The organism is Acinetobacter sp. CS-2 (genome assembly GCF_016599715.1).
Taxonomy (GTDB): domain Bacteria; phylum Pseudomonadota; class Gammaproteobacteria; order Pseudomonadales; family Moraxellaceae; genus Acinetobacter.
Map to the genome: position 1 here is coordinate 956,259 of NZ_CP067019.1, position 25,601 is coordinate 981,859.

28 protein-coding genes, 2 tRNA genes and 2 pseudogenes are annotated in these 25,601 nt (G+C 39.2%); 20 read left to right on the forward strand and 12 right to left on the reverse strand.

Features of this window, described 5'->3' with window-relative positions; genetic code table 11:
* Nucleotides 1-72: 72 nt before the first annotated feature.
* From JFY49_RS04415 to JFY49_RS04425, 3 genes are all read left to right on the forward strand, one after another.
* Nucleotides 73-813: a hypothetical protein gene (locus tag JFY49_RS04415; protein ID WP_200224010.1), complete on the forward strand. Its 741-nt coding sequence runs from the start codon at nt 73-75 to the stop codon at nt 811-813.
* Between the two features lie 177 nt (nt 814-990).
* The gene (locus JFY49_RS04420; RefSeq protein ID WP_413784599.1) at nt 991-1,509 is read left to right on the forward strand and encodes a PadR family transcriptional regulator; all 519 of its coding nucleotides are present in this window, start codon (nt 991-993) and stop codon (nt 1,507-1,509) included.
* Between the two features lie 35 nt (nt 1,510-1,544).
* Nucleotides 1,545-1,793, forward strand: a complete 249-nt coding sequence (locus JFY49_RS04425) for a DUF2798 domain-containing protein (RefSeq protein WP_180042415.1) — start codon at nt 1,545-1,547, stop codon at nt 1,791-1,793.
* A gap of 69 nt (nt 1,794-1,862) precedes the next feature.
* Here JFY49_RS04425 and JFY49_RS04430 read toward each other — a convergent pair whose 3' ends face one another.
* The 3 genes from JFY49_RS04430 to JFY49_RS04440 all read right to left on the reverse strand — a co-directional run bounded on the left by JFY49_RS04430 (nt 1,863) and on the right by JFY49_RS04440 (nt 3,069).
* Entirely contained in the window at nt 1,863-2,141 is a 279-nt protein-coding gene (locus tag JFY49_RS04430; protein WP_200224013.1) for a hypothetical protein, read from the reverse strand.
* Between the two features lie 134 nt (nt 2,142-2,275).
* Nucleotides 2,276-2,605, reverse strand: a complete 330-nt coding sequence (locus JFY49_RS04435) for a thioredoxin family protein (RefSeq protein ID WP_166170334.1) — start codon at nt 2,603-2,605, stop codon at nt 2,276-2,278.
* Between the two features lie 23 nt (nt 2,606-2,628).
* The gene (locus JFY49_RS04440; protein WP_200224016.1) at nt 2,629-3,069 is read right to left on the reverse strand and encodes an N-acetyltransferase; all 441 of its coding nucleotides are present in this window, start codon (nt 3,067-3,069) and stop codon (nt 2,629-2,631) included.
* A 128-nt stretch (nt 3,070-3,197) separates the two neighbouring features.
* On the opposite strand from JFY49_RS04440, the gene JFY49_RS04445 reads away from it, so the two are divergent.
* From JFY49_RS04445 to JFY49_RS04455, 3 genes are all read left to right on the forward strand, one after another.
* Nucleotides 3,198-4,190, forward strand: coding sequence for an NAD(P)H-quinone oxidoreductase (locus JFY49_RS04445; protein ID WP_200224019.1), 993 nt, complete (start codon nt 3,198-3,200; stop codon nt 4,188-4,190).
* 242 nt (nt 4,191-4,432) lie between these two features.
* Nucleotides 4,433-4,633, forward strand: a complete 201-nt coding sequence (locus JFY49_RS04450) for a hypothetical protein (protein WP_086176233.1) — start codon at nt 4,433-4,435, stop codon at nt 4,631-4,633.
* A gap of 136 nt (nt 4,634-4,769) precedes the next feature.
* The gene (locus tag JFY49_RS04455) at nt 4,770-5,675 is read left to right on the forward strand and encodes a helix-turn-helix transcriptional regulator (protein WP_200224021.1); all 906 of its coding nucleotides are present in this window, start codon (nt 4,770-4,772) and stop codon (nt 5,673-5,675) included.
* Between the two features lie 122 nt (nt 5,676-5,797).
* Here the strand turns inward: JFY49_RS04455 and JFY49_RS04460 are convergent.
* Both JFY49_RS04460 and JFY49_RS04465 read right to left on the reverse strand, forming a co-directional pair.
* Nucleotides 5,798-5,883 (reverse strand) — tRNA-Leu (locus tag JFY49_RS04460).
* A gap of 10 nt (nt 5,884-5,893) precedes the next feature.
* Nucleotides 5,894-5,967, reverse strand: a tRNA-Cys gene (locus JFY49_RS04465).
* Nucleotides 5,968-6,120: 153 nt separating this feature from the next.
* On the opposite strand from JFY49_RS04465, the gene folD reads away from it, so the two are divergent.
* The 4 genes and pseudogenes from folD to JFY49_RS04485 form a co-directional block, all read left to right on the forward strand.
* On the forward strand, nt 6,121-6,969 hold the full coding sequence (gene folD / locus JFY49_RS04470; protein ID WP_166170326.1) for a bifunctional methylenetetrahydrofolate dehydrogenase/methenyltetrahydrofolate cyclohydrolase FolD: 849 nt from the start codon (nt 6,121-6,123) through the stop codon (nt 6,967-6,969).
* A gap of 265 nt (nt 6,970-7,234) precedes the next feature.
* A pseudogene (locus tag JFY49_RS04475) lies at nt 7,235-7,795 on the forward strand (class I SAM-dependent methyltransferase); the annotation flags it as partial.
* Between the two features lie 61 nt (nt 7,796-7,856).
* Nucleotides 7,857-8,558, forward strand: a complete 702-nt coding sequence (locus tag JFY49_RS04480) for an IS1-like element ISPa14 family transposase (RefSeq protein ID WP_001223318.1) — start codon at nt 7,857-7,859, stop codon at nt 8,556-8,558.
* A 27-nt stretch (nt 8,559-8,585) separates the two neighbouring features.
* A pseudogene (locus tag JFY49_RS04485) lies at nt 8,586-8,699 on the forward strand (methyltransferase); the annotation flags it as partial.
* A gap of 33 nt (nt 8,700-8,732) precedes the next feature.
* Here JFY49_RS04485 and JFY49_RS04490 read toward each other — a convergent pair.
* Entirely contained in the window at nt 8,733-9,161 is a 429-nt protein-coding gene (locus JFY49_RS04490) for a hypothetical protein (protein ID WP_180042325.1), read from the reverse strand.
* A 276-nt stretch (nt 9,162-9,437) separates the two neighbouring features.
* Here JFY49_RS04490 and glpD point away from each other — a divergent pair, with 276 nt between their 5' ends.
* Nucleotides 9,438-10,958 (forward strand): glycerol-3-phosphate dehydrogenase, encoded by a 1,521-nt coding sequence (gene glpD, locus JFY49_RS04495; RefSeq protein ID WP_200224024.1) that lies wholly within the window; start codon nt 9,438-9,440, stop codon nt 10,956-10,958.
* A 94-nt stretch (nt 10,959-11,052) separates the two neighbouring features.
* Here glpD and JFY49_RS04500 read toward each other — a convergent pair whose 3' ends face one another.
* Together JFY49_RS04500 and JFY49_RS04505 are read right to left on the reverse strand one after the other, a co-directional pair.
* Nucleotides 11,053-11,418, reverse strand: a complete 366-nt coding sequence (locus tag JFY49_RS04500; protein WP_200224027.1) for a hypothetical protein — start codon at nt 11,416-11,418, stop codon at nt 11,053-11,055.
* A gap of 100 nt (nt 11,419-11,518) precedes the next feature.
* Complete coding sequence (locus JFY49_RS04505; protein ID WP_200224030.1) at nt 11,519-13,348, reverse strand: phosphoenolpyruvate carboxykinase (GTP); 1,830 nt, start codon at nt 13,346-13,348, stop codon at nt 11,519-11,521.
* Nucleotides 13,349-13,764: 416 nt separating this feature from the next.
* Between JFY49_RS04505 and JFY49_RS04510 the strand changes: the two genes are divergently transcribed.
* The 4 genes from JFY49_RS04510 to groL all read left to right on the forward strand — a co-directional run bounded on the left by JFY49_RS04510 (nt 13,765) and on the right by groL (nt 17,637).
* On the forward strand, nt 13,765-14,703 hold the full coding sequence (locus tag JFY49_RS04510) for a diacylglycerol/lipid kinase family protein (protein WP_200224032.1): 939 nt from the start codon (nt 13,765-13,767) through the stop codon (nt 14,701-14,703).
* Complete coding sequence (locus JFY49_RS04515) at nt 14,684-15,457, forward strand: metallophosphoesterase family protein (protein WP_200224034.1); 774 nt, start codon at nt 14,684-14,686, stop codon at nt 15,455-15,457. The genes JFY49_RS04510 and JFY49_RS04515 overlap by 20 nt, the downstream gene beginning before the upstream one ends.
* A 182-nt stretch (nt 15,458-15,639) precedes the next feature.
* Complete coding sequence (gene groES, locus JFY49_RS04520) at nt 15,640-15,930, forward strand: co-chaperone GroES (protein WP_016167026.1); 291 nt, start codon at nt 15,640-15,642, stop codon at nt 15,928-15,930.
* Between the two features lie 72 nt (nt 15,931-16,002).
* Nucleotides 16,003-17,637 (forward strand): chaperonin GroEL, encoded by a 1,635-nt coding sequence (gene groL / locus JFY49_RS04525; protein WP_200224036.1) that lies wholly within the window; start codon nt 16,003-16,005, stop codon nt 17,635-17,637.
* A 140-nt stretch (nt 17,638-17,777) separates the two neighbouring features.
* On the opposite strand, the gene JFY49_RS04530 is transcribed toward groL, so the two are convergent.
* Entirely contained in the window at nt 17,778-17,990 is a 213-nt protein-coding gene (locus JFY49_RS04530) for a hypothetical protein (protein WP_200224038.1), read from the reverse strand.
* 363 nt (nt 17,991-18,353) lie between these two features.
* Here JFY49_RS04530 and JFY49_RS04535 point away from each other — a divergent pair, with 363 nt between their 5' ends.
* The 4 genes from JFY49_RS04535 (at nt 18,354) to JFY49_RS04550 (ending at nt 23,298) form a co-directional block, all read left to right on the forward strand.
* Nucleotides 18,354-18,698: a helix-turn-helix transcriptional regulator gene (locus JFY49_RS04535; RefSeq protein WP_200224039.1), complete on the forward strand. Its 345-nt coding sequence runs from the start codon at nt 18,354-18,356 to the stop codon at nt 18,696-18,698.
* A 324-nt stretch (nt 18,699-19,022) separates the two neighbouring features.
* On the forward strand, nt 19,023-20,195 hold the full coding sequence (locus JFY49_RS04540) for a hypothetical protein (RefSeq protein ID WP_200224041.1): 1,173 nt from the start codon (nt 19,023-19,025) through the stop codon (nt 20,193-20,195).
* A gap of 362 nt (nt 20,196-20,557) precedes the next feature.
* Nucleotides 20,558-21,070, forward strand: coding sequence for a MobC family plasmid mobilization relaxosome protein (locus JFY49_RS04545; protein ID WP_200224043.1), 513 nt, complete (start codon nt 20,558-20,560; stop codon nt 21,068-21,070).
* A 5-nt stretch (nt 21,071-21,075) separates the two neighbouring features.
* Nucleotides 21,076-23,298, forward strand: coding sequence for a relaxase/mobilization nuclease domain-containing protein (locus JFY49_RS04550; RefSeq protein WP_200224044.1), 2,223 nt, complete (start codon nt 21,076-21,078; stop codon nt 23,296-23,298).
* A gap of 54 nt (nt 23,299-23,352) precedes the next feature.
* On the opposite strand, the gene JFY49_RS04555 is transcribed toward JFY49_RS04550, so the two are convergent.
* Genes JFY49_RS04555 through JFY49_RS04565 form a run of 3 tightly spaced genes read right to left on the reverse strand, consistent with a single transcriptional unit; the run spans nt 23,353 to nt 24,918 of the window.
* Entirely contained in the window at nt 23,353-24,096 is a 744-nt protein-coding gene (locus JFY49_RS04555; protein ID WP_200224045.1) for an ATP-binding protein, read from the reverse strand.
* Nucleotides 24,097-24,105: 9 nt separating this feature from the next.
* The gene (locus tag JFY49_RS04560) at nt 24,106-24,600 is read right to left on the reverse strand and encodes a DUF1376 domain-containing protein (RefSeq protein ID WP_200224046.1); all 495 of its coding nucleotides are present in this window, start codon (nt 24,598-24,600) and stop codon (nt 24,106-24,108) included.
* Between the two features lie 48 nt (nt 24,601-24,648).
* Nucleotides 24,649-24,918, reverse strand: coding sequence for a hypothetical protein (locus JFY49_RS04565; RefSeq protein ID WP_200224048.1), 270 nt, complete (start codon nt 24,916-24,918; stop codon nt 24,649-24,651).
* A 343-nt stretch (nt 24,919-25,261) separates the two neighbouring features.
* Here JFY49_RS04565 and JFY49_RS04570 point away from each other — a divergent pair, with 343 nt between their 5' ends.
* Nucleotides 25,262-25,465 (forward strand): helix-turn-helix domain-containing protein, encoded by a 204-nt coding sequence (locus JFY49_RS04570; RefSeq protein ID WP_200224049.1) that lies wholly within the window; start codon nt 25,262-25,264, stop codon nt 25,463-25,465.
* The last annotated feature ends 136 nt before the right edge of the window (nt 25,466-25,601 follow it).

Genomic DNA, 25,601 nt, shown 5'->3' on the forward strand with positions numbered 1-25,601 from the left:
TTAGATAGATGTGTAAACTATCATTTCCTTGTACTAAATAACTTGTTAAATCTTCTATGCAAATTTGAATATATGGAATTTGAGGATCTAGAGTGTGAGTTATCAGATCAAGAATCCGAGTATTGGGAATATTTAGATGTTGAATTGGGGAATATTATTTTATTGTTATTTAATTCTATTGAAAATTATTTGAAATATCGAATATCTATTATAACTCCGTATTTATTGCTAGAAACACCTCCTAAAGATTGGAAATGGTCAAATAAACCTTTTCACGAATTTTATATTCATCCATTTGATTCATTGTTGAAAATATTTGCTGTTACTAATATTAAGCCTAGTGATCATGTTAAACAAAAATTTGAAGAGTTAAGAGTTGCTAGAAATCTTTATATACATGGAACAAAAGCAGCAAAGATAACACCTTATAAAATTATTGAAATTAGCTATTTGTTTTTAACAGAGTTATGGGGTGAAAAGATTGATAATGAAAAAGTATCAATTTTTCAAAAAATTGTAGAATCTGGTCATTTAAATATTGAGGAGGATGGTGAGGCAAAAGCCGGTGAGTTAATGGATGATCATAGCAAGATTATTTTCTTTTATAGTTTTTTCCAAAAGGTTATGGGAAAGAAAAAAGCATCTAAAATTTTAGTTATACCTACCAATAAAAAAATACATAAATGTCTTCTATGTGAATCTCAAATTGGTGGAGTCTTAAAAGATTCATATTTTGCAGTTGAGTCAGAAAAAGATGAAGTGATTACATGCAAATTATGTCAAAGTGATTATTACGTTACTGATATTGATTAATCTGATTATTACTATGTTCTTCAACCTTTCTTGGTAAAGAACTTTATAAAAATCTAGAGTAATTAAATTAAGTAAAGAAAAATGAAAATAGCTTATCTTTAAAATATTTGTCACATCAAAAAGCTTTCTTAAAAGTACCAAATATAATAAGATATATCTTAACTAATCTTAAGGTATATCTCTGCTATGCCAAATGCTGATTCGGTTGCAGACATTGAAAGCACTGCTAAACCCCGAAAACGCCTGTTTGAAGCAGGACAGATGAAGCTATTGGTGCTGCATTTTATTGCCCAAGCACCAAAGTTTAGCTACGACATCATTAAAGACGTAGCATCACTGGTAGGCGGGAACTACAAGCCGAGTACAGGCACCATCTGTCCTACGATTAACTATCTTGAAGAACATCACTATACAGAAGTGCAACTGAGTGAGGATGAACGCAAGCAATATCACATTACAGCCCAAGGACTAAAACATTTAGCTGCGCATCAAGACCAGATTAATAAAGTTCTCGACCGCTTTAATACGCGTAAGCAAATCCAGAACAACGAATACTATGTCGATATCAAACGTGCGATGGAAAACTTGAAAACGTCATTGCGCCTGAAGATTCAACATACCGAACTGAATCCAGAGCAAATCCGTGAAATCTCCGGAAAGATTGATCAGGCAGCAGTAGAAATTGCACGTATGTAATTCGATGCACGATTTAAAAAAGATTAGGTTAAATGATGAAAAATAATTTTCCAAAATTCCACCCTAAACATCTGACTTGGCTGATGCCACTCATCCTTTCAGGCATTATGAGTGGCGCAATTTCCTGCTTTAACATGTTGCTGAATAAAGGCTTGGTTGATGGCTTTTTTTCTCTGTGGCTACATGCATGGAGTTTGTCATGGCTGATGGCTTTCCCACTGATTCTGGTGATGCTGCCATTGGTGCGTAAATTCCTGATGCAGTTTGTAGAAATGCCCAAATAAAAAACGATTTAGTTTGATTTGAAAACTGTCAAAACCATGCATATAAGAGACGGGATGAATGCATCAGCTTTAGCCCCGTTTTTTTCTCAGCCAGATCACTAAACGGGTCAACATTAGCAGTACGGCAAAATAGATCTGAAAAACGGCTGCAAAAATCATGATCCAGCCGCTATTCCCCGGAGTCTTTCTTGCATCAAGCTCAATGACAAATACCAAAATTGCAACCACAATTTCAAAAACAATCACGGTTTTAAATAGCCAAGTCCATGGAAAACGCAACAACCAGGTGAGGAAAATAACGCCCAAACCAGGGAACAGGCAAAATAGGAAAATAACTTTTAAATCCATAATAATTGAGCATTTTTATTGTGGGTGTGGGGCTAACAATATATTGAATAAAATAAAAATAAAGCAATACACACTGAAATGACGCTACAATATTTAATTGGGTATTTTTATCATTGAACCACAATAATTTTAGATTAGTTCATTGAATCAATAATGCTTTTCATTTCATTCAAACTTTTCACCCCTGCAATTCGTTGAATGATTTGTCCATTTTTAAAAATCAGTGTAGAAGGCAAACCGTAAACGTTATAGCGTAAGGTCAGAATCGGGGATTGATCGACATTGATCTTGCCGAATTTAATCTCAGGTTTGACTTCAGCATAATGAGTTGCCAACTGTTCAAAGACAGGAAAATTTTGTACACAGGGTTTGCACCAGTCGGCATAAAAACGAATCACAGCAAATCCTTCAAACCATTCAAAGTCACTATAATTATCTTCATTGTATTCAATGATGGCTGACATAAACTTTCCTGATATTTTCCCAATTAATGCTTAGACCAAGTCATACTTAATTCTGCATGACCGGTGTTTTGATCCATGGCTTGGCTGATGGTTTTAAAGCCCTGCTGCCGATAAAAATTGACCGCTGCGGTATTTTCAGTATAGACATTTAAATGCAATTCATCACACTGCTGTTTAAAAAAATCAATCAAGGCCGTACCGTATCCCAAGCCTTGCTGATGGGGTGTAATAAAAAGTGCCGCCAGCACCGCCTCTGATTTCAATAATGATGCAAAACCTGCGACAGTTTGATTTTCCTTGATCACATAATTTTCGGCTAAAGGCAGGTAAAGATCACGCATCGGAATTAGCTGATGCTCCCAGTAAGAAGCAGGAATAAAACCATGTGCCTGTAGGGAAGCATTGAGCCAGATGTTTAAGATAGACTCTATATCCTGCATTTCAGCTTTTTGAATGGTTGCCATGCGCTCATATCATTTTGCTGAATAGTGAGGAGATTATACATAAGTCCACGGTTATTCATTCGCGGCTATTTCTATGTTCAAATAGGGCGGTGAATTTTAAAAAGTAATGAATAGATCAGGAATAAATTATGTCACAAACGACTATGCAACAAGTCATCATCACAGAACCCGGCGGCGTGGATAAACTCGCTTACGAAACTGTTGCAGTACCTGAAGCTAAAGCAGATGAAGTCTTGGTCAAAGTGCATGCATTTGGCATTAACCGTCCTGACATCTTGCAGCGTCAAGGTCTATATCCAATGCCTAAAGGGGTAACGCCTGTACCGGGGCTGGAAGTGGCGGGTGAAGTGGTGGCTGTAGGAACTGAGGTTTCTAAGTTTAAGGTTGGCGATCAGGTTTGTGGCCTGACTAATGGGGGCGGTTATGCAGAATATTGTGTGGTGCCTGAAAGCCAGACCTTGAATATTCCTGAGGGCGTGAGCTTTACTCAGGCAGCCGCGATTCCTGAAACCTTCTTTACTGTATGGGCCAACGTGTTCCAGATGGGTAAAGCCAAGGCAGGGGAAACGGTACTGGTACATGGTGGAACAAGCGGGATTGGAACGACTGCTTTAATGTTGTGTAAATCACTCGGCATCAAAACGTTTGCAACCGTAGGTTCAGATGAAAAAGTGGCAGCAATTTCGGATTTAACCACGGCAATCAACTATAAAACTCAAGATTTTGAACAAGTCATTAATGGGGCTACTGACAATGGTGGGGTCGATGTCATTTTAGATATGGTGGGTGCGCCATATCTGGAGAAAAACCTGAACCTGCTACGTCGTGATGGTCGTCTGGTTTATATCGCATTCTTGGGTGGTGCAAAAGCCAAAGAGGTCAAACTCGGTCAAATCATGATGAAACGCCTGACTATTACCGGTTCAACCATGCGTGCACGTAACACAGCAGAAAAAGCGGAGATTGCGCAAGGTTTGCAAGAGCATGTTGCACAGCTGTGGGCAAAAGGCGAGTGTTTGCCGATGATCTATAAAACTTTTAAGTTTGACCAGATTCAAGATGCTCATGCGGTGATGGATACCGGTGAACATGTTGGTAAAGTTGTGGTAGAAATCCTCTAATCATTCCCGCTTTCAATAAAATAAAAGCCAACATTTGTTGGCTTTTATTTTACATACAATAAAAAATGATAAGTAACTTAAATTAATGAATAAAAATAAGGTCATAAAATTTTAAAAAATGGTAAAAAATGTCGATTGTTCGACACAACCTGTCAAAACCAGAGAGTAGATTAAGATTTAGAATAATCCGACTAAATTGTTTGGAATTAATTGAAATGTCATTTAATAAAAGGAAGTATATTATGAAAATAGTCTCAGCTCCTTATACATCTGAACATGGCTTACGCGCCTTGAAGCGATTGCATAAGGCTATTATTTGCAATCAGGTATTACCTTCTAATTTGCATCAGTTTTATAAAGCCATGCTGCATCTTGAGCGTTATGTTGAACGGCTTAATCCCAAACCGCCGACAAAAGGTGTCACCAGCCGTTTCAAATCCTGATTCAAGTTTTTCCTATTAGGCTTAAGTTGAAATAAATATTTAAAATTAAGTTTTTGATTGGTAGTATAATTTTTAGATAATTTAAAAAAATTTAGTATTTTAGGTATTGTGCTTTTATTGCACAAAGAGGGTATTTATGAAGGGCAATGCGTCAACGCATGAGCGCCTCGCAGAGCGTTTGGCCAATATTTTAACCAAACTGAATATAGGACATCAGTTAAGTGTACAAGAACTGGCGGGTGAGTTTCAGGTCAGTACCCGAACCATTGAACGGGACTTTGATCGGCTTAATTCATACTTGCCTTTGATTCAGGATGGAAACACTAAACGCTATTATCTGGAACCTTCCTATTTAGGCCGTTTTAAACTGCAGGATATCCAGAATTTTGCGCAACTGTCGGGAATTAGTGAGCTTTACCCGACGCTGGATATTTCTTTTTTACGCGAATTGCTGGACGAACGGGCGAATCAGGTCTTCTCGGCAAAAGGCTATTATTTTGAAGATAGCAAACGGTTTGCTGAACATTTTAAGCTGCTTAGCGCTGCGATTTATAAACGTCAATGGATTGAGCTGCAATATCGTGATCAATGCAGAATCATCCAGCCTTATCGTTTAATCCATCATCATGGCATCTGGTATTTGGCGGGTGTCTTTCAGAAAAAACTGCAGACTTATCGCTTAAGTCAGATTCAGCAGGTGAAACTGCTATTTGAGGCAGAAAATTTTCAACATGATGCCGAGATATTAAAAATACTGGCCGATGAGGAAAGCATCTGGTTTGGACAGCAAAAACAGCAGGTTTTTATCCAAGTAAAAGCTGAGGTTGCGGTATTTTTTAAAGAGCGGCGTTTGTTTCCAGAGCAGCAGATTGAGCAGGAATCCACATCTGGAGAATTATTAATCAGCTGTCAGGTTCGCCACGAAATGCAGTTATTGCCTTTGGTGCGGTATTGGCTACCACATGTCAGGATTATTCAGCCAGTTCATTTGCAGCAAAAACTGGAGCAGGACCTGGAGAATTATTTGCGCTCTGCGGGATGATAGCCAAAGAGCACGATAGTGGAATGCAATTCAGAATAAGAATCTGAGTTGCTAAATTTTAGGCATAAAAAAACCAGCTTAATGCTGGGTTCTTTACTTACACCATCTTAGTAAGCTAAGAATGGTGCCCGAGGCCAGACTCGAACTGGCACGCTTTGTGGGCGGGGGATTTTAAATCCCCTGTGTCTACCGATTTCACCACTCGGGCTTAACAAGATTGGAGGCGGAGGTCGGAATCGAACCGGCGTACACGGAGTTGCAGTCCGCTGCATGACCACTCTGCCACCCCGCCATGTCTTGTTGCTGCGTATATTATCAAGCCCTGAAAAAAAAACAATAGTAGATTTATGCAGATGTGCAGAAAAGCAGCATATAACGGAAAATATTTAAAATATTCATGTAGAATGTGCGAAATTGATTCATATCAACATTTGGGAGAAGTGCCGTGGCATTAGTATTAGATGGTCGTGCATTGGCAAAGAAAATTGAGGCTGATTTGTTAACTCGCGTAGAAGCGTTAAAAGCAAAATCAGGTCGTACTCCAATCCTTGCGACTATTTTGGTGGGTGACGATGGCGCATCTGCAACTTATGTGCGTATGAAAGGAAATGCTTGCCGCCGTGTCGGTATGGATTCATTGAAAGTTGAACTTCCGAAAGAAACTACGACTGAAGAATTACTGGCTGAAATTGAAAAACTCAATGCCAATCCTGATGTTCACGGTATTCTTTTACAGCACCCAGTGCCTGCACAAATTGATGAGCGTGCTTGTTTCGATGCCATTTCACTGGCGAAAGACGTTGATGGTGTAACTTGTCTGGGTTATGGTCGTATGGCAATGGGTGAGGCAGCTTATGGTTCTGCAACGCCTGCAGGTATCATGACTATCCTGCAAGCCAATGACATTGAAATTGCAGGTAAACATGCAGTCGTTGTTGGTCGTTCTGCAATTTTGGGTAAACCAATGGCTGCAATGTTGCTTGAAGCTAATGCAACAGTAACGATTTGCCATTCACGTACCCAAGACCTTGCTAGCTTCGTTAAACAGGCTGACATTATTGTCGGTGCCGTAGGTAAAGCTGAACTAATTCAAAAAGACTGGATTAAACCAGGTGCAGTGGTTGTAGATGCAGGTTTCCATCCACGTGATGGCGGCGGTGTAGGTGACATCCAGTTGGTTGGTATTGAAGAAGTGGCTTCTGCTTATACACCAGTTCCAGGTGGTGTAGGTCCTATGACCATTACCACTTTGATTCGTCAAACTGTTGAAGCTGCTGAAAAGGCTTTAGGTTAATCTTTTAATTAAAAGATGGTGAAGTCACGACGGAGTCTTACCGTTGTGACGATCGATGTAAGAAGCTCGTATGTTACTTTTGTTTCGGCAAAAGTAACCAAAACCATTTGTCACCCGCAGAACTCGGCATTTTGTGTCATTTAATCTGAAATGTCGCAGAAACAATTTTAAATAAATTTAGGTTTGCCTCGAACAGCTGCGGGTGACTTGGTCGCGTATCAAATCCCTTTATAAGTTCCAATAAGATCATCGCCAAGGCTTAAGCATGAGCTGTACTTTCCAATTTCCAAAAGCCCCCGAACATTTAATTCAAGCTTTGCATGAAGTGATTCCAAACTGTGAGCTGCTTGTCCAGCAATTGCCTGAAATCCCCATTTCACTGTGGCTGATTCCACCGGTCTTTCCGACAGACAAACTCGATGATGAGGTGATTCGTCGGATCTGGAATGATACGCCATACTGGATATTCTGCTGGGCTTCAGGACTTGCTATGGCACAGTGGCTCTTAGCTGAACCACATCATGTGAAAGACAAGGTGGTACTCGACTTTGGTGCGGGGTCGGGTGTGGTTGCAATTGCAGCGAAAATGGCAGGAGCGAAGCGGGTGATCTGTTGTGATATTGATCAGGTCAGTCTGGATGCGTGTCGTGCCAATGCCGAGTTGAATAATGTCGAGCTGGAATATCTGGATGATCTGTATAAAGCAGAGCAGGTCGATATTCTCTTGGCTGCCGATGTGCTATACGATCAATGCAATCGCTTCTTTTTAGATGAGTTTCTAAAGTTTTCCCCAGAAGTATGGGTGGCAGACAGTCGGGTGAAAAATTTGGTGGTGTTTCAAAAAGTATGCTGAAACAAAGCAGGTTGAATTTTGATAAAATAGAGAAATGCGAATAACTCTAGAAATCAAATGTCCAACCTGCCTCAGTGACAGTATAAAGAAAAATGGCATCAAAGTAGATGGGAAACAAAACTATCAGTGCAAAGACTGTAAACGTCAGTTTATTGGTGACCATGCTCTGAGCTATCTAGGATGTAATTCAGGCATTACTCGAAAAATATTACAGTTGATGGTCAGAGGTAGTGGTATACGAGATATCGCTGAAGTTGAGCGAATCAGTATCGGTAAAGTTTTACGTACTTTAACCGAATCGACCTACCAAATTCAGCCTAAACAAAGTCATTATGAGTCTCTTGAAGTTGATGAGTTTTGGACTTTTGTGGGAAATAAAAATAATAAACAATGGCTTATTTACGCCTACCATCGAGAAACAGGTGAGATTGTTGCTTATGTTTGGGGTAAAAGAGACTTAGCTACAGTTCAACGATTGAAGACAAAGCTTAAACAATTAGGTATTCACTACACCCGAATTGCAAGTGATCATTGGGACAGTTTCATAACTGCTTTTAAAAACTGCAAGCAAAGTATTGGTAAATTTTTTACTGTAGGTATTGAAGGTAATAATTGCAAAATAAGGCATCGAATTAGGCGCGGTTTTAGAAGGAGTTGTAATTTTTCAAAAAAGATTGAAAACCATTTTAAAGCTTTCGACTTAACCTTTTTTTACATCAATAATGGCTTCATTTAATGTCAGCATACTTTTTGAAACACCACCAAAAATTTTAGTCATCCAAACTACGAAAAACTGGATGAACGTAGTGCCACGACTTGGCCAGATCTGGATGAAGCAAAGGAATTTCGTAATGTCAGTTTTTACAAGACGCTATAAATAGCGTCTTATTTCTGTCTAAATTATTAAGTTTTAAGAGCAGGTATAGCGAACCACACTTAAGGTGCTTGGACGCGCTTCTAACGACTGGCGAGTAGCCATATTTTCACTATTATATAAGTCTGGGGTGTTGCTAAGACTTATGCTGGTACGGCTCTGGCCCAGTTGACGACCATAGTGTGGAGTTTGTATTTCCGGATTGGCAATTTCACTAATGCTCAGGATCGTTAATTTATATTGTTTATTTAAGCCTAATACTTTTTGGCAGGCACGCTGTAATTTCTGTTCATCTATTTTCTGGTTCTGACGAATAGCTAAAGTATAAGTCAATGTTGCGCTATTGGCAGACTGGCTTTCAATCTGATAGCCGACATTACCATTGTATTGGCGCGGAGTACTTTGACAGGCAGTCAGTGCAAGCGCAAGCAAACTTAAACCCAACAATTTATAGCTCTTGTTCATCTTCAAAAAATCCCGGTGTTATTATTCTACTCAGTATGCCATAAGCCCGATTTTTTAACGATCTTGAGGCAGTGTATATTCTATAAAAAAGCTTTCCAAATGTGACCATCTGGAAAGCTGATGCCATCAGAATAAAAAAATAAAAACTTCGTTCATTTTGCCTGCATTGAAGTGAATGACAATTATCTGGTGTCCTTTCACTTTAAATAGTGTTAGGTTTCTTGAGATAACAAGAAATTTAAGTTTACTGTCTGAACAGGATTAGAGGAGGTGGACATGCTAGTGAGTCATCCGGTCTATGATGTAGCGGTGATTGGTGGTGGCATTAATGGCGTGGGTATTGCCGTTGATGCTGCAGGACGGGGTTTGTCGGTTTTTTTATGTGAAAAGGATGACCTCGCCAGCCATACTTCCTCTGCCAGCAGTAAGTTGATTCATGGCGGTTTGCGTTATCTCGAATATAAAGAATTCCGTTTGGTACATGAAGCTTTGCTGGAGCGGGAAATCCTGCTAGCCAAAGCGCCGCATATCATTCGTCCCTTACGTTTTATCATGCCGCATCAGCCGCATTTACGTCCCGCTTGGCTGATACGGACCGGTTTATTTATTTATGATCACTTGGGAAAACGGAAAAAATTAGCTGCTTCCCGGCATATTCATTTTGATCCTGCCAGCAGCCCTTTAAAAGATGAAATGACGCAAGGTTTTGAGTATTCGGATTATACTGTGGATGATGCGCGGTTAGTGGTTTTAAATGCCATGCAGGCGCATGAGCTGGGCGCCAAAATTGCCACACAAACTCGTTGTATCGCTGCTTACCGTGAAAATGGCGTGTGGAATATCCATCTGGAACATGCACAGGGTAGTTATCAGCTACAGGCAAAAACGCTGGTTAACGCTACTGGGCCTTGGGTGTTTCAGTTTATTGAGCACAATTTAAAACAGCAATCACCACATGGTCTACGTCTTGTTCAGGGCAGTCATATTATCGTGCCTAGAATTTATGAGGGCGATAAAGCTTTCATTCTGCAAAATGATGATCAGCGTATTGTTTTCGTGATTCCTTATCTGGAGCAATATACCTTGATTGGTACCACTGATCATGAGTATCAGGGCAATCTTGATCAGGTCAAAATCACCGCACAGGAAGTGGATTATTTGCTGGATGTTTATAATGATCATTTTAAGCATCAGCTAGCGGTTGAAGATATTTTATATACCTATTCAGGTGTGCGCTCTTTGTGTGATGATGAGTCGAATAATCCATCGGCTGTTACCCGAGATTACACTTTGGCAATATCGCATGCGCAGGAAAATGATGCACCTTTACTCTCGGTATTTGGCGGCAAGCTCACCACTTATCGAAAACTGGCAGAAGCAGCAATGGCGCATTTGGCAGCGAACTTTCCTGGCATGCATAGTTCCTGGACTGAAAAAGCATTGTTACCAGGTGCGGAAAACCTGGTTTCGGTTGAGTTGTTAATACAGCAGCTTATGCAGGGCATTGATGATGTTTCTTTGCCATTGGCTTCGCGCTGGGCACATGCTTATGGTTCAAGGGTATGGGGATTTTTAAAGGATATTTCCGGTATCAATGAATTGGGTGAAAACTTTGGCCATGGCCTGTTTGCTAGAGAGGTAGACTATCTGGTTGATCAGGAGTGGGCGAGAACCAGTGAGGATATTTTATGGCGTAGAAGCAAACTCGGTTTTCAATTTAGTACTGATGAAATACAGCAACTGGATCAATATCTTTTAAAGTTGCTGCTGACAAGATCAAGCGATACTGCAGCTTAAGTGGTTCAACAAGAAAAAAGACCGCCTGAGCGATCTTTTGGGTACAGCAAGTTTTAGTTGTGATCTTCATTCAAGTTTCAGCTGTGGGCTGTACTTAAATTTCAACGCCGCCGAGTTCTTTACAATTTACCGGCGTATTCCATTTCACTGCCGTACCCCAAACCACGGGGCGTACAAAACGCCAAGGCCAGAAACCGAATCTCTGGCTGGCATTGTAGTTAATGACCACGTTGCCACCGACTTGATGAGCACGTTCTGCAAAACGTGAATACAGTTCTTCTACGCTGCCATAAGTCCCTTTAGCCACTTTAATGCGCTTTTTGATCTGAAACTGGCTAGAGTCTGGCGTACCTTTGATTGCACAAATGTGAAGAGTAGGCTGTTCAGGTGTCTCGGGTTTGGCTATTGCCAAAGTAGACATGCTAAGCAGACAGGCAGTCAGTGTGAGTGTTTTTAACATGAATTTTCCCCTTTTATGGCTGTTGTTAAGTTATACAATCTTATTATTAAACAAATAGTTAAAAAAAAGACCGCTTGTGCGGCCTTTTTTTATTTAGCGATTAAGCAGATTGAACTGCAGCTAAAAGTTCAGCTTGACGCTTTTTCAATGCTTCTGGTAAACGGTCACCCAGTTTGTTGAACAATTCAGAGTGGCTTTCAAATTCTTTGATCCACAAATCTTTATCTTGAGAAGTCACCATCTCGAACTGTTCTTTAGTGAAGTCAGAACCAGTCCAGTTCAGCTGTTCGTAAGTTGGAACGCGACCAATTGGTGTTTCAACAGCATCTGCACGACCTTCACAACGGTCAATGATCCACTCAAGAACACGCATGTTTTGACCGAAACCAGGCCATACGAAGTTGCCTTCAGCATCACGACGGAACCAGTTTACGTTGTAGATGCCAGGAAGCTTGTTGCCAGCAGCAGCAGCTTTCGCACCAACTTTCTCACCCATTTCTAACCAGTGAGAGAAGTAGTCAGCCATGTTGTAACCGGTGAATGGAAGCATCGCAAATGGGTCACGACGAACAACACCTTGTTGACCAACAGCAGCAGCAGTGGTTTCAGAACCCATGGTTGCTGCTTTATACACGCCGTCAACCCAGTCGATTGCTTCTGAAACTAGCGGAACTGTGTCTGCACGGCGACCACCGAAGATGAATGCAGAAATTGGAACACCTGCCGGATTTTCCCAGTCAGCATCAATTGAAGGGCATTGACCTGCAGCAACGGTAAAACGTGCATTTGGATGTGCAGCTTTTTCACCAGCAACGTGTGGTTGACCTTTCCAGTTAGTCAGGTTAGCAGGTACTTCTTTAGTCAGACCTTCCCACCATACTTCACCGTTGTCAGTCACGGCAACGTTAGTGTAAATCACGTCGTGGCTTAAAGTCGCCATACAGTTCGGGTTGGTTTTGGTATTGGTACCAGGTGCTACACCGAAGAAACCAGCTTCTGGGTTGATTGCATATAAGCGACCGTCTTCACTTGGTTTGATCCAGGCAATATCGTCACCTACAGTTTCAATTTTCCAGCCTTCGTAACCTGCTGGTGGAATCAACATTGCAAAGTTGGTTTTACCACAAGCTGATGGGAATGCAGCAGCGATGTAGTGTTTTTCACCTTGTGGATTGGTTACGCCAAGGATCAGCATGTGTTCAGCTAACCAGCCTTGTTGACGGCCCATAGAAGAGGCAATACGTAATGCCAGGCATTTTTTACCAAGCAATGCGTTACCGCCGTAACCTGAACCATAAGACCAGATTTCACGCGTTTCTGGATAATGCACGATATATTTTTCTGGGTTGCAAGGCCAAGCTACGTCTTTTTGACCTTCTTCAAGCGGAGCGCCTACAGTGTGGACACATGGTACGAATTCGCCATCAGTACCAAGTACCTCGTAAACAGCTTTACCCATACGAGCCATTTTAGCCATGCTTACTGCTACGTAAGGAGAGTCGGTTATCTCAATACCGATGTGTGCAATATGAGAACCTAAAGGACCCATAGAGAAAGGAACCACGTACATGGTACGTCCTTTCATGCAACCATCAAACAAACCGTTCAGGCGAGCGCGCATTTCAGCAGGCGCTTCCCAGTTGTTTGTCGCACCTGCGTCTTCTTGTTTTTCTGAACAGATAAATGTGCGACCTTCAACACGAGCAACGTCAGAAGGATCTGAATTTGCCAAGTAAGAACCAGGGTGTTTTTCTGGGTTAAGTGCTTGCATAGTGCCGTTAGCGATCATCAAGTCAATAAGACGTTGATATTCTTCTGCGCTACCGTCACACCATTCAATTTTTGCCGGTTTGGTTAATTTAGCAATCTCTTCCACCCATGCAATAAGCTTAGGGTTACGAACGAATTCTGGTGCGTTCACTTGGGTCATGGTGAGGCCTATCTCAAATATGTACGGTTCAAATGTACAAAGTACAATCCAGGCAATGGGATACATCGCCAGGATGAAAATATAAAAAAAAGTGGCTGTATTAAAGCATAAAATCATAAAAAAAATAAGACTAAAGAAGTAGCTGAAATAGATTGGAATATTATATGTTTATTTTTTTAAATCATTAAAAACAATAAGTTAAAACATTGTTCGTTTATTAATTGATCCATTTATCAGTTTTATGAGTGTTATTTATTTAAATTATTTATTTATAAAACAATAACTTAGTGTTGTTATTTTCGTGGTGATCGCTATTGATTTAATAAATGGTGGTAATTCGAATTTTACATAAAGATGCTTTCAATTGTCGATAATTTGGACGAAATTAGAGCAATTGCTTCAAAAAAGTAGTAAAAATGTCAGTTTCTGCCAAGCCTTTGTCTCTTATCTATAATGAAAAATCAGGATTTCATGCAGCCAATAAAGATGAAATCTATGAGCCGCTTATGACAAATTTAACGGCCTATGGTTATGAGATTCAGGCATTTGAAATTAGTGCTGAAACAGATTTTAGCAGTTTTATGGACAGAATCATCGCACGCCATCTACAGGCAGAAGAAATTGGTATTGTGGTTGCTGCGGGTGGGGATGGTACACTCAATACGGTGGCTACCAAATTGATAGGCACCGAGATTCCTATGGGTATTTTTCCCTTGGGAACCTTCAATTATGTTGCCCGCTTGTTGCATATTCCACTTGATCTGCTCAAAGCGGCCGATGTTATCGCGACAGGACAAATCCGTGCAGTCCATGTGGCACAAATTAATGATCATATCTATTTAAACAATGCCAGCTTGGGGCTTTATCCCTTATTCATACAAAGGCGTGAACTCTATAACCGGCGTTTTGGCCGTTTTGCTTTACATGCCTATACTTCGGCTCTTGAGGTGCTGATTCGTGATCGCAAAGAGCTGAAACTGGAAGTGGAAATTGACGGTAAAAAATATCCCGTCAAAACTCCGCTGATTTTTTTTGGTAATAATCAGCTGCAACTGGCAGAGATGAATTTACGCATTGCCAAATGTGCTGAATTGGGAAAAGTCGCAGGGGTGGTGGTGGCAAAAAGCGATAAACCAACGTTATTTAAAATTTTATGGCAGTTGATTCGAGGCAATCTTGATCATGCACCAGATGTGTATAGCTTTTCTGCCGACAAGGTGCAAATACATTCCAAAGCCAAAAAATTGACTCTTGCACTGGATGGTGAGATTGTGGAAATGCAGCCCCCGCTGCATATTTCCGTACGCAAGCATGCATTGAAAATAATGGTTCCTTATGATTCTACATCTATCTGATTTGCATTTTGGTACAGAAAGACCGGCCTGTATGGCTGCAATTCGTCTATTTTGTCAGCAACATTCTTTGGAAGCTGTAGTGGTCAGTGGGGACTTAACCCAGCGCGCCCGTTATAAGCAGTTTTATGACTGCAAACAGTTTGTGGAAAGTTTAAATCTACCTTATCTGGTGGTGCCTGGAAATCATGATATTCCCTTGTACCATGTCTGGAATCGGGTATTCAGTCCCTTTACCCGCTATAAAATTTTCTTTGGTCATATGGAAACTGTGCTGGAAACCAAGCATTTTTATCTGATTGGCGTCAATAGTATTCGGCGGCGTTATCACACCAGAGGCCATATTTCTCTGGAGCAAATTCAGCAAATTGATCAAAGGCTGATGATGGCTCCCAAGCGTAAAATCAAACTTATTGTGGCGCACCAGCCATTTTATACACCGCCGGATAATCCGCATGGGATCAAGGATTGTCCAATGCTGGGGCGTATGGCTTTGGAATCTTGGAGTCAAAGTGGTTTAAATGGCCTGTTACATGGTCATCTGCATCAATCAGCGGTGTATGATCTGAACCAGATTTACCATTTAGGGGCAGACCATCCGGTGCTGGATATTCATGCGGGAACTGCAACGTCTTACCGTTTGCATCGGGGCTTACCCAACAGTCTGAATCTGATTTATCCAAATGCTGATGTAGAGCATTATTGTTTTAACAATCAGCAAAAAGAATTTGTGTTAAAAGAAGAAAGTGCTGATTAAATGCAGAAATATCGGATTTGAATAAAAAAAATACAAAAAACAGCAAATTTTTTTTGTTTGCCCCTTGAAGCGTTTTTTTCCATCCCCACAAAAGTGTCATCGAAATTATTTGATGATGACCGATGGAATAACAAAGTCATCATTACTTCACTAATAAAAGACTTAGTCTGATGGAGTTTCCAATGAGCAACATTCGTCCATTACATGATCGCGTAGTTATTCGTCGTGTTGAAGAAGAAACTAAAACTGCTGGCGGTATTTTGCTTCCAGGTTCTGCTGCTGAAAAACCAGCTCAAGGTGAAATTATTGCAGTAGGCAATGGCCAGATTACTGACAACGGTGTGCGTGCTTTAGATGTAAAAGTTGGCGACAAAGTATTATTCGGCACTTATGCGGGTACCACTGTAAAAGTACAAGGCGAAGAACTTCTTATTATGAAAGAGTCTGACATTTTAGCTGTGCTTGAAGGTTAATCCTGAGCAAGCAGATTCAGATCTGATTATTTATTCAGCTTATTGAAAATTAAAAAATATTTGGAGTAAACCATGTCAGCTAAAGACGTAAAATTCGGTGATTCAGCTCGCAGCAAAATGATTGCAGGTGTAAACGTACTTGCAGATGCGGTAAAAGTGACTTTAGGTCCTAAAGGCCGTAACGTTGTTATTGACCGTTCTTTCGGTGCGCCACACATCACTAAAGATGGTGTAACTGTAGCGAAAGAAATTTCACTTGCAGATAAATTTGAGAACATGGGTGCTCAACTGGTTCGTGAGGTTTCTTCAAAAACCAATGACATCGCAGGTGACGGTACAACAACTGCAACCGTATTGGCTCAAGCAATCTTGAATGAAGGAATCAAGTCGGTGACTGCGGGTATGAACCCAATGGACTTGAAACGCGGTATCGACCTTGCAGTGAAAGCTGTAGTGGAAAACATCAAAGCCACTGCTAAACCAGCGTCTGACACGAAAGCAATTGAACAAGTGGGTTCGATCTCTGCAAACTCTGACGAAACTGTGGGTAAACTGATTGCTCAAGCAATGGAACGCGTTGGTAAAGAAGGCGTGATCACTGTTGAAGAAGGTTCAGGTTTTGAAGATGCGTTAGACGTTGTTGAAGGTATGCAATTTGACCGTGGTTATATCAGCCCGTACTTTGCCAACAAACAAGATACCTTGACTGCAGAACTTGAAAATCCGTTCATCCTGCTTGTTGATAAAAAAATTAGCAATATCCGTGAATTGATTACAGTACTTGAAGCGGTTGCAAAAACTGGTAAACCTCTTCTTATTATTGCTGAAGATGTTGAAGGCGAAGCGTTGGCTACGCTTGTCGTAAACAACATGCGCGGCATCATTAAAGTATGTGCAGTGAAAGCACCTGGTTTTGGTGACCGTCGTAAAGCAATGCTGCAAGATATCGCAATCTTGACTGGTGCTACTGTCATTTCTGAAGAAGTGGGTATGTCTTTAGAGCAAGCTACACTTCAAGATTTGGGTACTGCACATAAAGTAACAGTATCTAAAGAAAACACCGTGATTGTAGATGGTGCTGGCGATGCAAACCAGATTGCTGAACGCGTTCAACAAATCCGTGCGCAAATTGAAGAATCTACGTCAGAATACGACAAAGAAAAGCTTCAGGAACGCGTTGCTAAATTGGCTGGCGGTGTTGCAGTGATTAAAATTGGTGCAGCAACTGAAGTCGAAATGAAAGAGAAAAAAGACCGTGTTGACGATGCGCTTCATGCAACACGTGCTGCAGTTGAAGAAGGTGTAGTTGCGGGTGGTGGTGTTGCGCTGGTGCGTGCAGCTTCTGCGCTTAACGGTGTAACTGGTGCCAATGATGACCAAAACGTAGGTATTAACATTTTACGTCGCGCTATTGAAGCTCCGCTTCGTCAAATCGTAGCGAATGCGGGCGATGAGCCATCTGTAGTCATCAATGCTGTGAAAAATGGCGAAGGGAACTTCGGTTATAATGCTGCTACTGGTGAATATGGCGATATGCTTGAAATGGGTATTCTTGACCCTGCAAAAGTAACGCGTTCTGCACTTGAACATGCTGCTTCTGTTGCTGCTTTAATGTTAACGACTGAATGCATGATCACAGATATTCCTGAAGATAAACCTGCTATGCCTGATATGGGTGGCATGGGTGGAATGGGCGGTATGATGTAATCTGCCTATACTGTGTGTAATTCTTTGTAATTTATATATTTATTGATAGTGTTTTTATAAGTTACTCATAGTGTTACTCACAAAATATTTTGTTGTAAAAAAGGTCGCTATTTTTAGCGACCTTTTTTATTTGATTGCTTTTAAAGGAAATCAATATACATTTCCGTGCTTGTGATGCATGCAAGTACATAACTATTCAGCCAAAAATTTTTACGACCATCCTTGATAGGTGCTTGTATACGCCCATCTTTAATACGTTGATAGAGTTCTTTCTCACTGATATTCATACGCAAAGCAAATTCTGCTGTAGAAACTCGTCTTTCAGTATTGGTGAGATCTAGTGTAATTCCCATATCATTCTCCCCCAAGCTTATTGAACAACAACAGAAAACAAACGATATTTGAGAGATAGATTAAAGTAATCTAGAAAAAATAAAGCCAAATCAATCATTTAAAATCCTATATGTTGATTTTTAAGGTTTTTAATGCACATAATTTCTTTATGAGTTCATCATTTGAAATATGTCACTTAGATAAAAATAGCAGGGTTAAGTTTTGAAAAATGGTATTTGTGCAAAACTTCAAAAAAATGGTTAACTTCTAAATTTAGTGTGAAGTTTAAATTTCTTGTAGCGATTGGTTATCTACGTTCTTTTACCTTAAATTGAACTTTAATTGGTATTTCGGCGATCTAAGTGCCATATAGGTAACTTTACATGACACAGCATAATTCTAAGACAGCGCATGCCCTTGCTATTGAGTTAGGGCAAAGGTTACAAAGAGCTAGACTCAACTTAAACCTGACACAACTGGAGGTGGCTCAACACACAGGAGTTTCTAGAAAAGTTGTGATGAATGCAGAAGCGGGACAGGTCACATTAGAAAACTTGATCGCGATTTTGATGACATTAGACCTAGTTGATCATTTAGATTTGTTTTTACCAGAACAGCTAATTTCACCAATTCAGCTATGGAAATTGCGAGGCAAGATTCGACAAAGAGCAAGCCGTAAAAGTAAGGAGACTTTACAAAGAAAAAGGGAGGAGGACTTAGGTTGGTAGTTTGAGGAATGGTTTTTTATAAAAGATTTAATTTTGGTAATATGAAGAATATTCTGAAGATATAGAAAAATATCAATTTTTATTTAGATGATTGTAATTTTTAAAAAAAATGTTAAATTAGTTATTAAGGTCGCCTACCGTACTTACGCATGAGTAGAAAAGGGATTGAAAGCTATAGGTTTGATTTATAAACCACATCAAAATTTTAATTTTCTTAAGTATCAACTCGTTTGGTTCTTAGCATTTAAACATGCGTTGCTATAAGTCATATGACACCAAAAATTCTTTGAATAAAAGAGTTTAGAGTTGGCAACAGAGAAAATTATGTCTATTCAAGATTTCGCATTTAAATTATCAAAAAAAATTCAGGAACTACATTCTGTAAAGATTGGTCGTTCACATATTTACGAATTAATAGCTTTGGACCAAGGCTATAAAACTTATAATGCTTTTGTTACTCAGAATTTGATAATTAGTGTCCAATATGATGATTCTGAAGAATATTATCAGCATGAGCTTATCAATGCGTTAACCTTAGAAATATTTAAAAACCCACCTGAATCAGACTACTCGAACTATGATGAAAATGGTCTACATTGGGATGACTATGAAGGTCGTCACTTATTGGATCAAATTAAAAACATTATTACTCGATTGCAGTATCTATCGAAGTTAGACATGTCAGAAGAGGTTTACTTTTCGATTGCTAAAACTGTCTATCAAGAACTTTTGTATTTGAATCTAGAAGTTATCGATTTCAAAGCTATGAGAGAAAGTTTGAGTCACGTTTGCTTTGATAATGGGCTACTAGACGCGTTTGAACTTAGATATGAATTGGAGCAAGGATATTTTGAAGGTGAAGATTTTGAGTTCAAAACGATAGAAGACCATTTTGAAACTATCTTGTCCTATGCAAAAGATCGAAAGAATCTAGATGCCTATGCTTTAGTTGCTGGATATTATCGTTACTTAGCAAATCAAATTGCACCGTATGGTCGAAATGGTTCAAATTTTGGTAGTCATTGGGACAACACTAAACAAAAATATATCAAATCTGAAGAAACGAAAAAAAATAAAGAGAAATATGAGGAATATATACAGCAAGCAGAATTCTTCGAATCCTATATCAAAAATTGCCCTTTGAATCTTGAAGAAATAAATTTTGATGCAGATGGGGAAGATATCTACAAGCAGATGTTGTATCTATGTAATCAGGGTGATCTTGAGGCAATTGAATACTTTCTTTACCAACGATTATTTAAGAACACTGGTGAAGCATGGTTATATATTTATTTAGCTCAGATGTGTGGCGTAGATTACACGCAAGATGATTTGAGAGCTTACAATGCCTATACAGGGGAAGCATACGATGACTATGGGCCTATGGAAATAGCAGGTCGTGAAGCAATTCAATATGTTATCGACTTACCTGAATTATCAGAGGCACAAAATGAGTTAGCGAGAAAAATTGCAACTGAACTATTTGAGAAAATTTAGTCTTTAAATCAAGTCATTCAAATCACTCTTCATATTTATTACGTTGCAATACTTTTAATACATAAAAAATCCCATTTTTTTAAATGGGATTTTTTATCAAGTTACTTACAGCATTTAAATCACACCAAAAATTAAAATTATTAGCAAAAATTTCAAAAAAATTAACGGATTCAATCTTCATATTCTCATTTTTAGTAGCCTTTTGACGAGTTAGGTGAATGCCTAATTGGATAGTGGCCTCATTAAGCAAGCCTACCTGTAGCTACAAAAATAACTGCTACGCACTTATTTTTGGTACGCAACAGGGCTTGTTAGGGAGGCCCCTAAGACCCCAGAACCCACTTCACATAAATGGTGACGTTATGGCGAATGGCAAACGAACAGTTGTCAAAAGATTAAGGTTTACAGATGCCCAAGTGCAGGAATTAGAGCAATTATTAGCAGCCGAAAATATGATTTTTACTGATTTTATTCGTTTTTTAATTGCTAGAGAGTTTCTTGCTAAAAAGAATACTGAGTTGACGGAAGAGAACGCAAAAGAAGGAATTGAAAATAAAGATGTTAAGAAAAGATATCGGCGTAAAGCGAAATTTATACAGCCTACAGCGCCTAAGGTAGATCCTGAGCTGTTAAGGGAGCTTGGCAGGATTGGTAATAACATCAATCAAATTGCAAGATCACTCAATCATTTATGTTTAGGTAAACAAGCTGATAAGGATCGATTCTCTTGTGGCATGTGTCTAAAAGTACTGAGTGAGATACAACAAGAACTCCATCAACATCTTCATCCATTACCACCAATCTTTAGATCTGATGAGGCGGTTGAAAGAGCCAAGCAACGAGCTATAGCACGTGCAACAATAGGAAGGGACTAGTCATAATGTATATCAAGTTCCTTGAGAATGGTGTCGGAGATCCAGCACGTGCTGCTAGTTATGTAATTGATGATAAAGACCATCTAAATCGTCCGAGAGCAGGTATACAAGTTTTACGAGGTGATCCGAGTACCTTTACAGCTTTAGCTCAAAGCTCACCACACAAGTACAAGTATACGTCTGTTGTAATTGCATGGGCTGAACAGGATAAATTATCTGATAAGGATATATCTGATGTATTAGATGCCTTTGAGCAGCATGCATTCGCAGGTTTAGCACCACACCAATATCACATGACGGCTGTCGTGCATGTTGAAGATAATGGCGCAAAACACGTCCATATTCTCGTGCCACGTATTGAGCTGACTTCAGGTAAATCCTTAAACATTGCTCCACCTGGTCATCGCTACTACTTCGATCCACTTAGGGATTATTTTAACTATCGAAATAACTGGGCTCGTCCAGATGACCCTACACGAAGTCAGGATTCAAAGCTTCCTGATCATATCTATTTACAAAATGCAGCAGCACTCCGAGCAGATTTAAAAGAGCAACCTAAAGAACACCGTATCCAACTGATCGATAAATTTGTTCATCACCGCATAGTGAATGGCGTTATCACAGATCGAGCTTCACTTATTCAATCTTTACGTGAGATTGGGACAATAAAGCGAGAGGGTAAAAACTATATATCCCTAGACACAGAAGAAGGCACAGACCGTTTAAAGGCAGACTTTTACCATGAAAATTTTTCGATCAGAACTTATCTCCAAGATAGAGATAGAGCAGCATGCTCTCAAAGAACATTACAACAAGTCTCAGAAGATTTGGAACGCGATCGAGACAAAGCAAACCAATGTTTTGAGCAAATTGGACGTGTTAGAGCAAAACGTGAGCAATACAACAGCCAACATTACCCAGATCGTAATGCAGTACGAGCATCTGATGAATCAGCAATTCAACAGTTTGATCGAAGCCAAGAAAACAGTTTATGCACAAGAAGCGAATATCAAACAACTGAATTCTCAGCTCAGCGAAATGAATACAATCAACTCACAGAACCAAGAAACAATAGAGATTCAACAGAAGGAGAACCAAGAACTCGAAAGCTTAATCAACAAACACCAGAAGTTAATCAACAAGATCGAAGCCAATCATATCAAGCAAAACAGGACGTGGGAGGACAAAATGAGTCTAATTCAAACTGGCAACAGTCATATCGTAGAACAAATGAAATTATCAAGGACATTCATTGGACTTTCATTGACTCTCATCATTTTACTTTTACTCATTATCCTGTGGAGATAAATCATGCTCATGACCGAACTAGGACAATTGAGTCAAGAGTACGTCAATCAATTACAAGCACAGATAGAGAAGTTGAAAAATCAACAAAAGCTGAATTTGAGTATCGAAGACAGCTTGAAGAAGACTGTAGAAATACAGAAGCATTATCAGAGCGTATTAGAAGAGAAAATCTTATTATTAGAAACAGAATTGGAGCACAAGACCGTAACGATCAACACTTACGAGCAGGAGCTCAAAAAGGAATTACCAGTACCAGATCTGACAATTTTTTTAAGAGACTTGGAGCCAACATTATTCAAACTCTTAAAGGATTATTTGAATCATCCAGAGCTGATAAAGTCTATCGATCAGCAAGTCACAGTATGTTTGGAACCCCATCTACAGAATCTCCAAGTTTTGAACTCAGTCGATTGGTTAGCTTTGCAAAAGAGCGAAGTTCCAGAAATAGAGTCCTTAGTGGTCACATTGCAAGAATTAAACAACTTGAGCCTGACACTAAAAGAGTTAATTCAAACCTTCAAAAGTTAGGTCATCGAGTCAAACGTTATAAACTTCCTGACCATAGCTTGGATTATTATCTGCGATTGATTCATGAAAATAATGAAGGTGTATTTTTAGCAGAATCATTTGAGTCAATAACCAAAGCGGATGCTTATATGCGAAGGCTTATAAAAGAAATACAAATAAATCCATATGGTGAACACGCAAAATATGGATTAAATATCGATTATTCGAGAGCGATTAGGAATTGTGTCAGAACTTTAGATGATCAAATTAGGAAGCTAGAAGATAAAATTCAGCAAATTAATGAAGAGTCTGATCTAAATACTGCAAAACCTGTCACATTAAATTCTATGCATCAGACATTGGATAATAGGCAACGAATTGATAAGTCTAATGACTTAAATTTTGAAATGTAAGAAAGGTTTATAAGATTTAAAAGCCTTGGCAATGACCAAGGCTTTGATTGAAAATTATCTAATTCTATAGTCAGACCAATAGCATGAAGCCATAATGAGCTGATTTTCGTGTAATCGTGACCAGAGTCGTACACCAAGATCTCGTTCTAGATTTTCAAGAGTGAAATTGGAGATAATCATGGTTGGCTTCATCATGTCATATCGTTTGTATAGCACTTTATGAACAAGTTCTAAACGAGACGAATGGCGATCATGCAGTCCATATTCATCCAAGACCAGTAAATCAAAATCAGCGAAAAATTGAATCCACTGTTCTTCAGATTGGTCTTCAATATTCCATGAATTCATAATGGTCTGTGCTATCTGAGCACTCGTTATATAACGAGCAGACATTTTGGCTTTATAGATAAGATTGCGAACGATCGCTGAACCTAAATGGGTTTTTCCGGTACCTGGTGTGCCATAAAGGATGAAGTTAGATTTTGACCCGTTTAATAATTGCTGTGTGAAATTTTGACAGTATTCGACAACTTGCTGCTGTTCAATAGTACTAACACTATAGTTAGAAAAGCCACATTCCAAATAACGTTGATTTAACCCCGAGCTATGAATACGGTGTTGTAACAACTTTTGCTGTAAATCTTCCTGGTGTTGTTTATTAGTTTGTTCAAGATTTTCTTTTGCACAGACTTTGCATAACTGATGACTACCAACTTTTATTAATGGGTAGCCATGTTTTGAGCACAGGGTAGTTAAAACTTCATTAGGAGTTTTTAATAGATCAATAGCTATATTCATTATCTACTCCTAGATCCATTTTCGATTTATCGGTTTCGCTTCATTTTTATCATCCTGTCTTTGAGGTGAAGATGAAGATGAAGATGAAGGGCATTCTTTAGGTAATGCTTGTGCATTGCTAGAGCATTGCGAATCTGATGCATTAGCATTGCTTGTGTTTTTATTCCAACGTGCTTGTGCTGCAACTTTTCCACGTTCGGATTTCAGCTTTTGATTCTGAATGGCTTGTTCTTTCAAAGCGGTGAAGTAGTTAGATTGAATGAAACCATTCACTTCCTCAAAAAGATTTAAGGCTTTTAAGGTAGTCATTAGACTCTTTGTTTTAGGACTCGTTAGCTTTGTTACACTCATCAGAATGTGAGGGGCGTTTGGTATAGGACCATTCTTCCAAAAATCCATCATGAGAAAAAGAGTAGCACCTACTTGCTCACTCGAAAGGCGAGTAAATTTTGCTTGAAGATCACCAATGTACAACGGCATCCAGATTGTTGTGTCAGTATTCATTTTGAACCTACAAAAGGCAGGGTCATTTCAATCATGACCCTGAATAAATTAAGAAATGACTTTTAGAAATTTAGTACGAGCTGTTTGGATGAGATCTTCTAAGTCGTAAATATTGAAATCATGAGAAATTGGATAGTTATCACATAAACGATCAGCCCAAAGGCGTACTGCTTGATGGTCATTAAAGCAAGTATTAACCCTGAGTTTAGGTGCTAAATGATCTAAGCGTGGAATTTCAAATTCCTTAATAATATGTGTTGCCATTACATTTGCAGCTTCACATACAACGACACCATCAAATACAGATTTATTAAACATATGGGATCTCCTGACAGCCGAAATAAGGCAGTGCAAGGAAATAGGGATATCGTTTATGCGTTAATTTCATTATCATTGGTGAATACCTCATGATTTGCGTCTTGGTGGTATCTCAGGTTTGTTTGGATTACTTATGTTTCACTTTGGCGAGAGAGGTATAAGTAACTTGGACAGGCCTGAGTTGTTTCTGTTTCTATTAAAATTTATGGGGAATTATCTGTAGCTATGGCATAATTAACCCCATGAAAAGTACTAGGAAACTAGGAATATTTATTCCTTAAACGTAAATTATCATACTTTTACGTTATTTCAAGTATTTTTTACTACTTAAGTGGGAGAAAATATGATTAAGTCAAACTTAGCTGTATTGCTAGCTGAAAGAAAAATGAGAGTTGCGGATCTTGTAAAAGAGACGGGAATTAATAAAAGTACGCTTTATAAGCTGTATAACGATGAGTCCGTACGTATTGATTTTGAGACAATTGATAAGATTTGTTTGGCTTTGGATATAGAAGTTGGGAACTTGCTCATCTATAAAAAAGAGTAATAGGCTTTTGTTAAGTGATCAAATTTTTGTTTTAGGACTAATGAGATGGATAATAATAAAGTATATGGTTCTGTTAAAGAAAAAATATATGATTGATTTAAATTGTTTTTTATATATAATTTAAAGACCCCAAGCG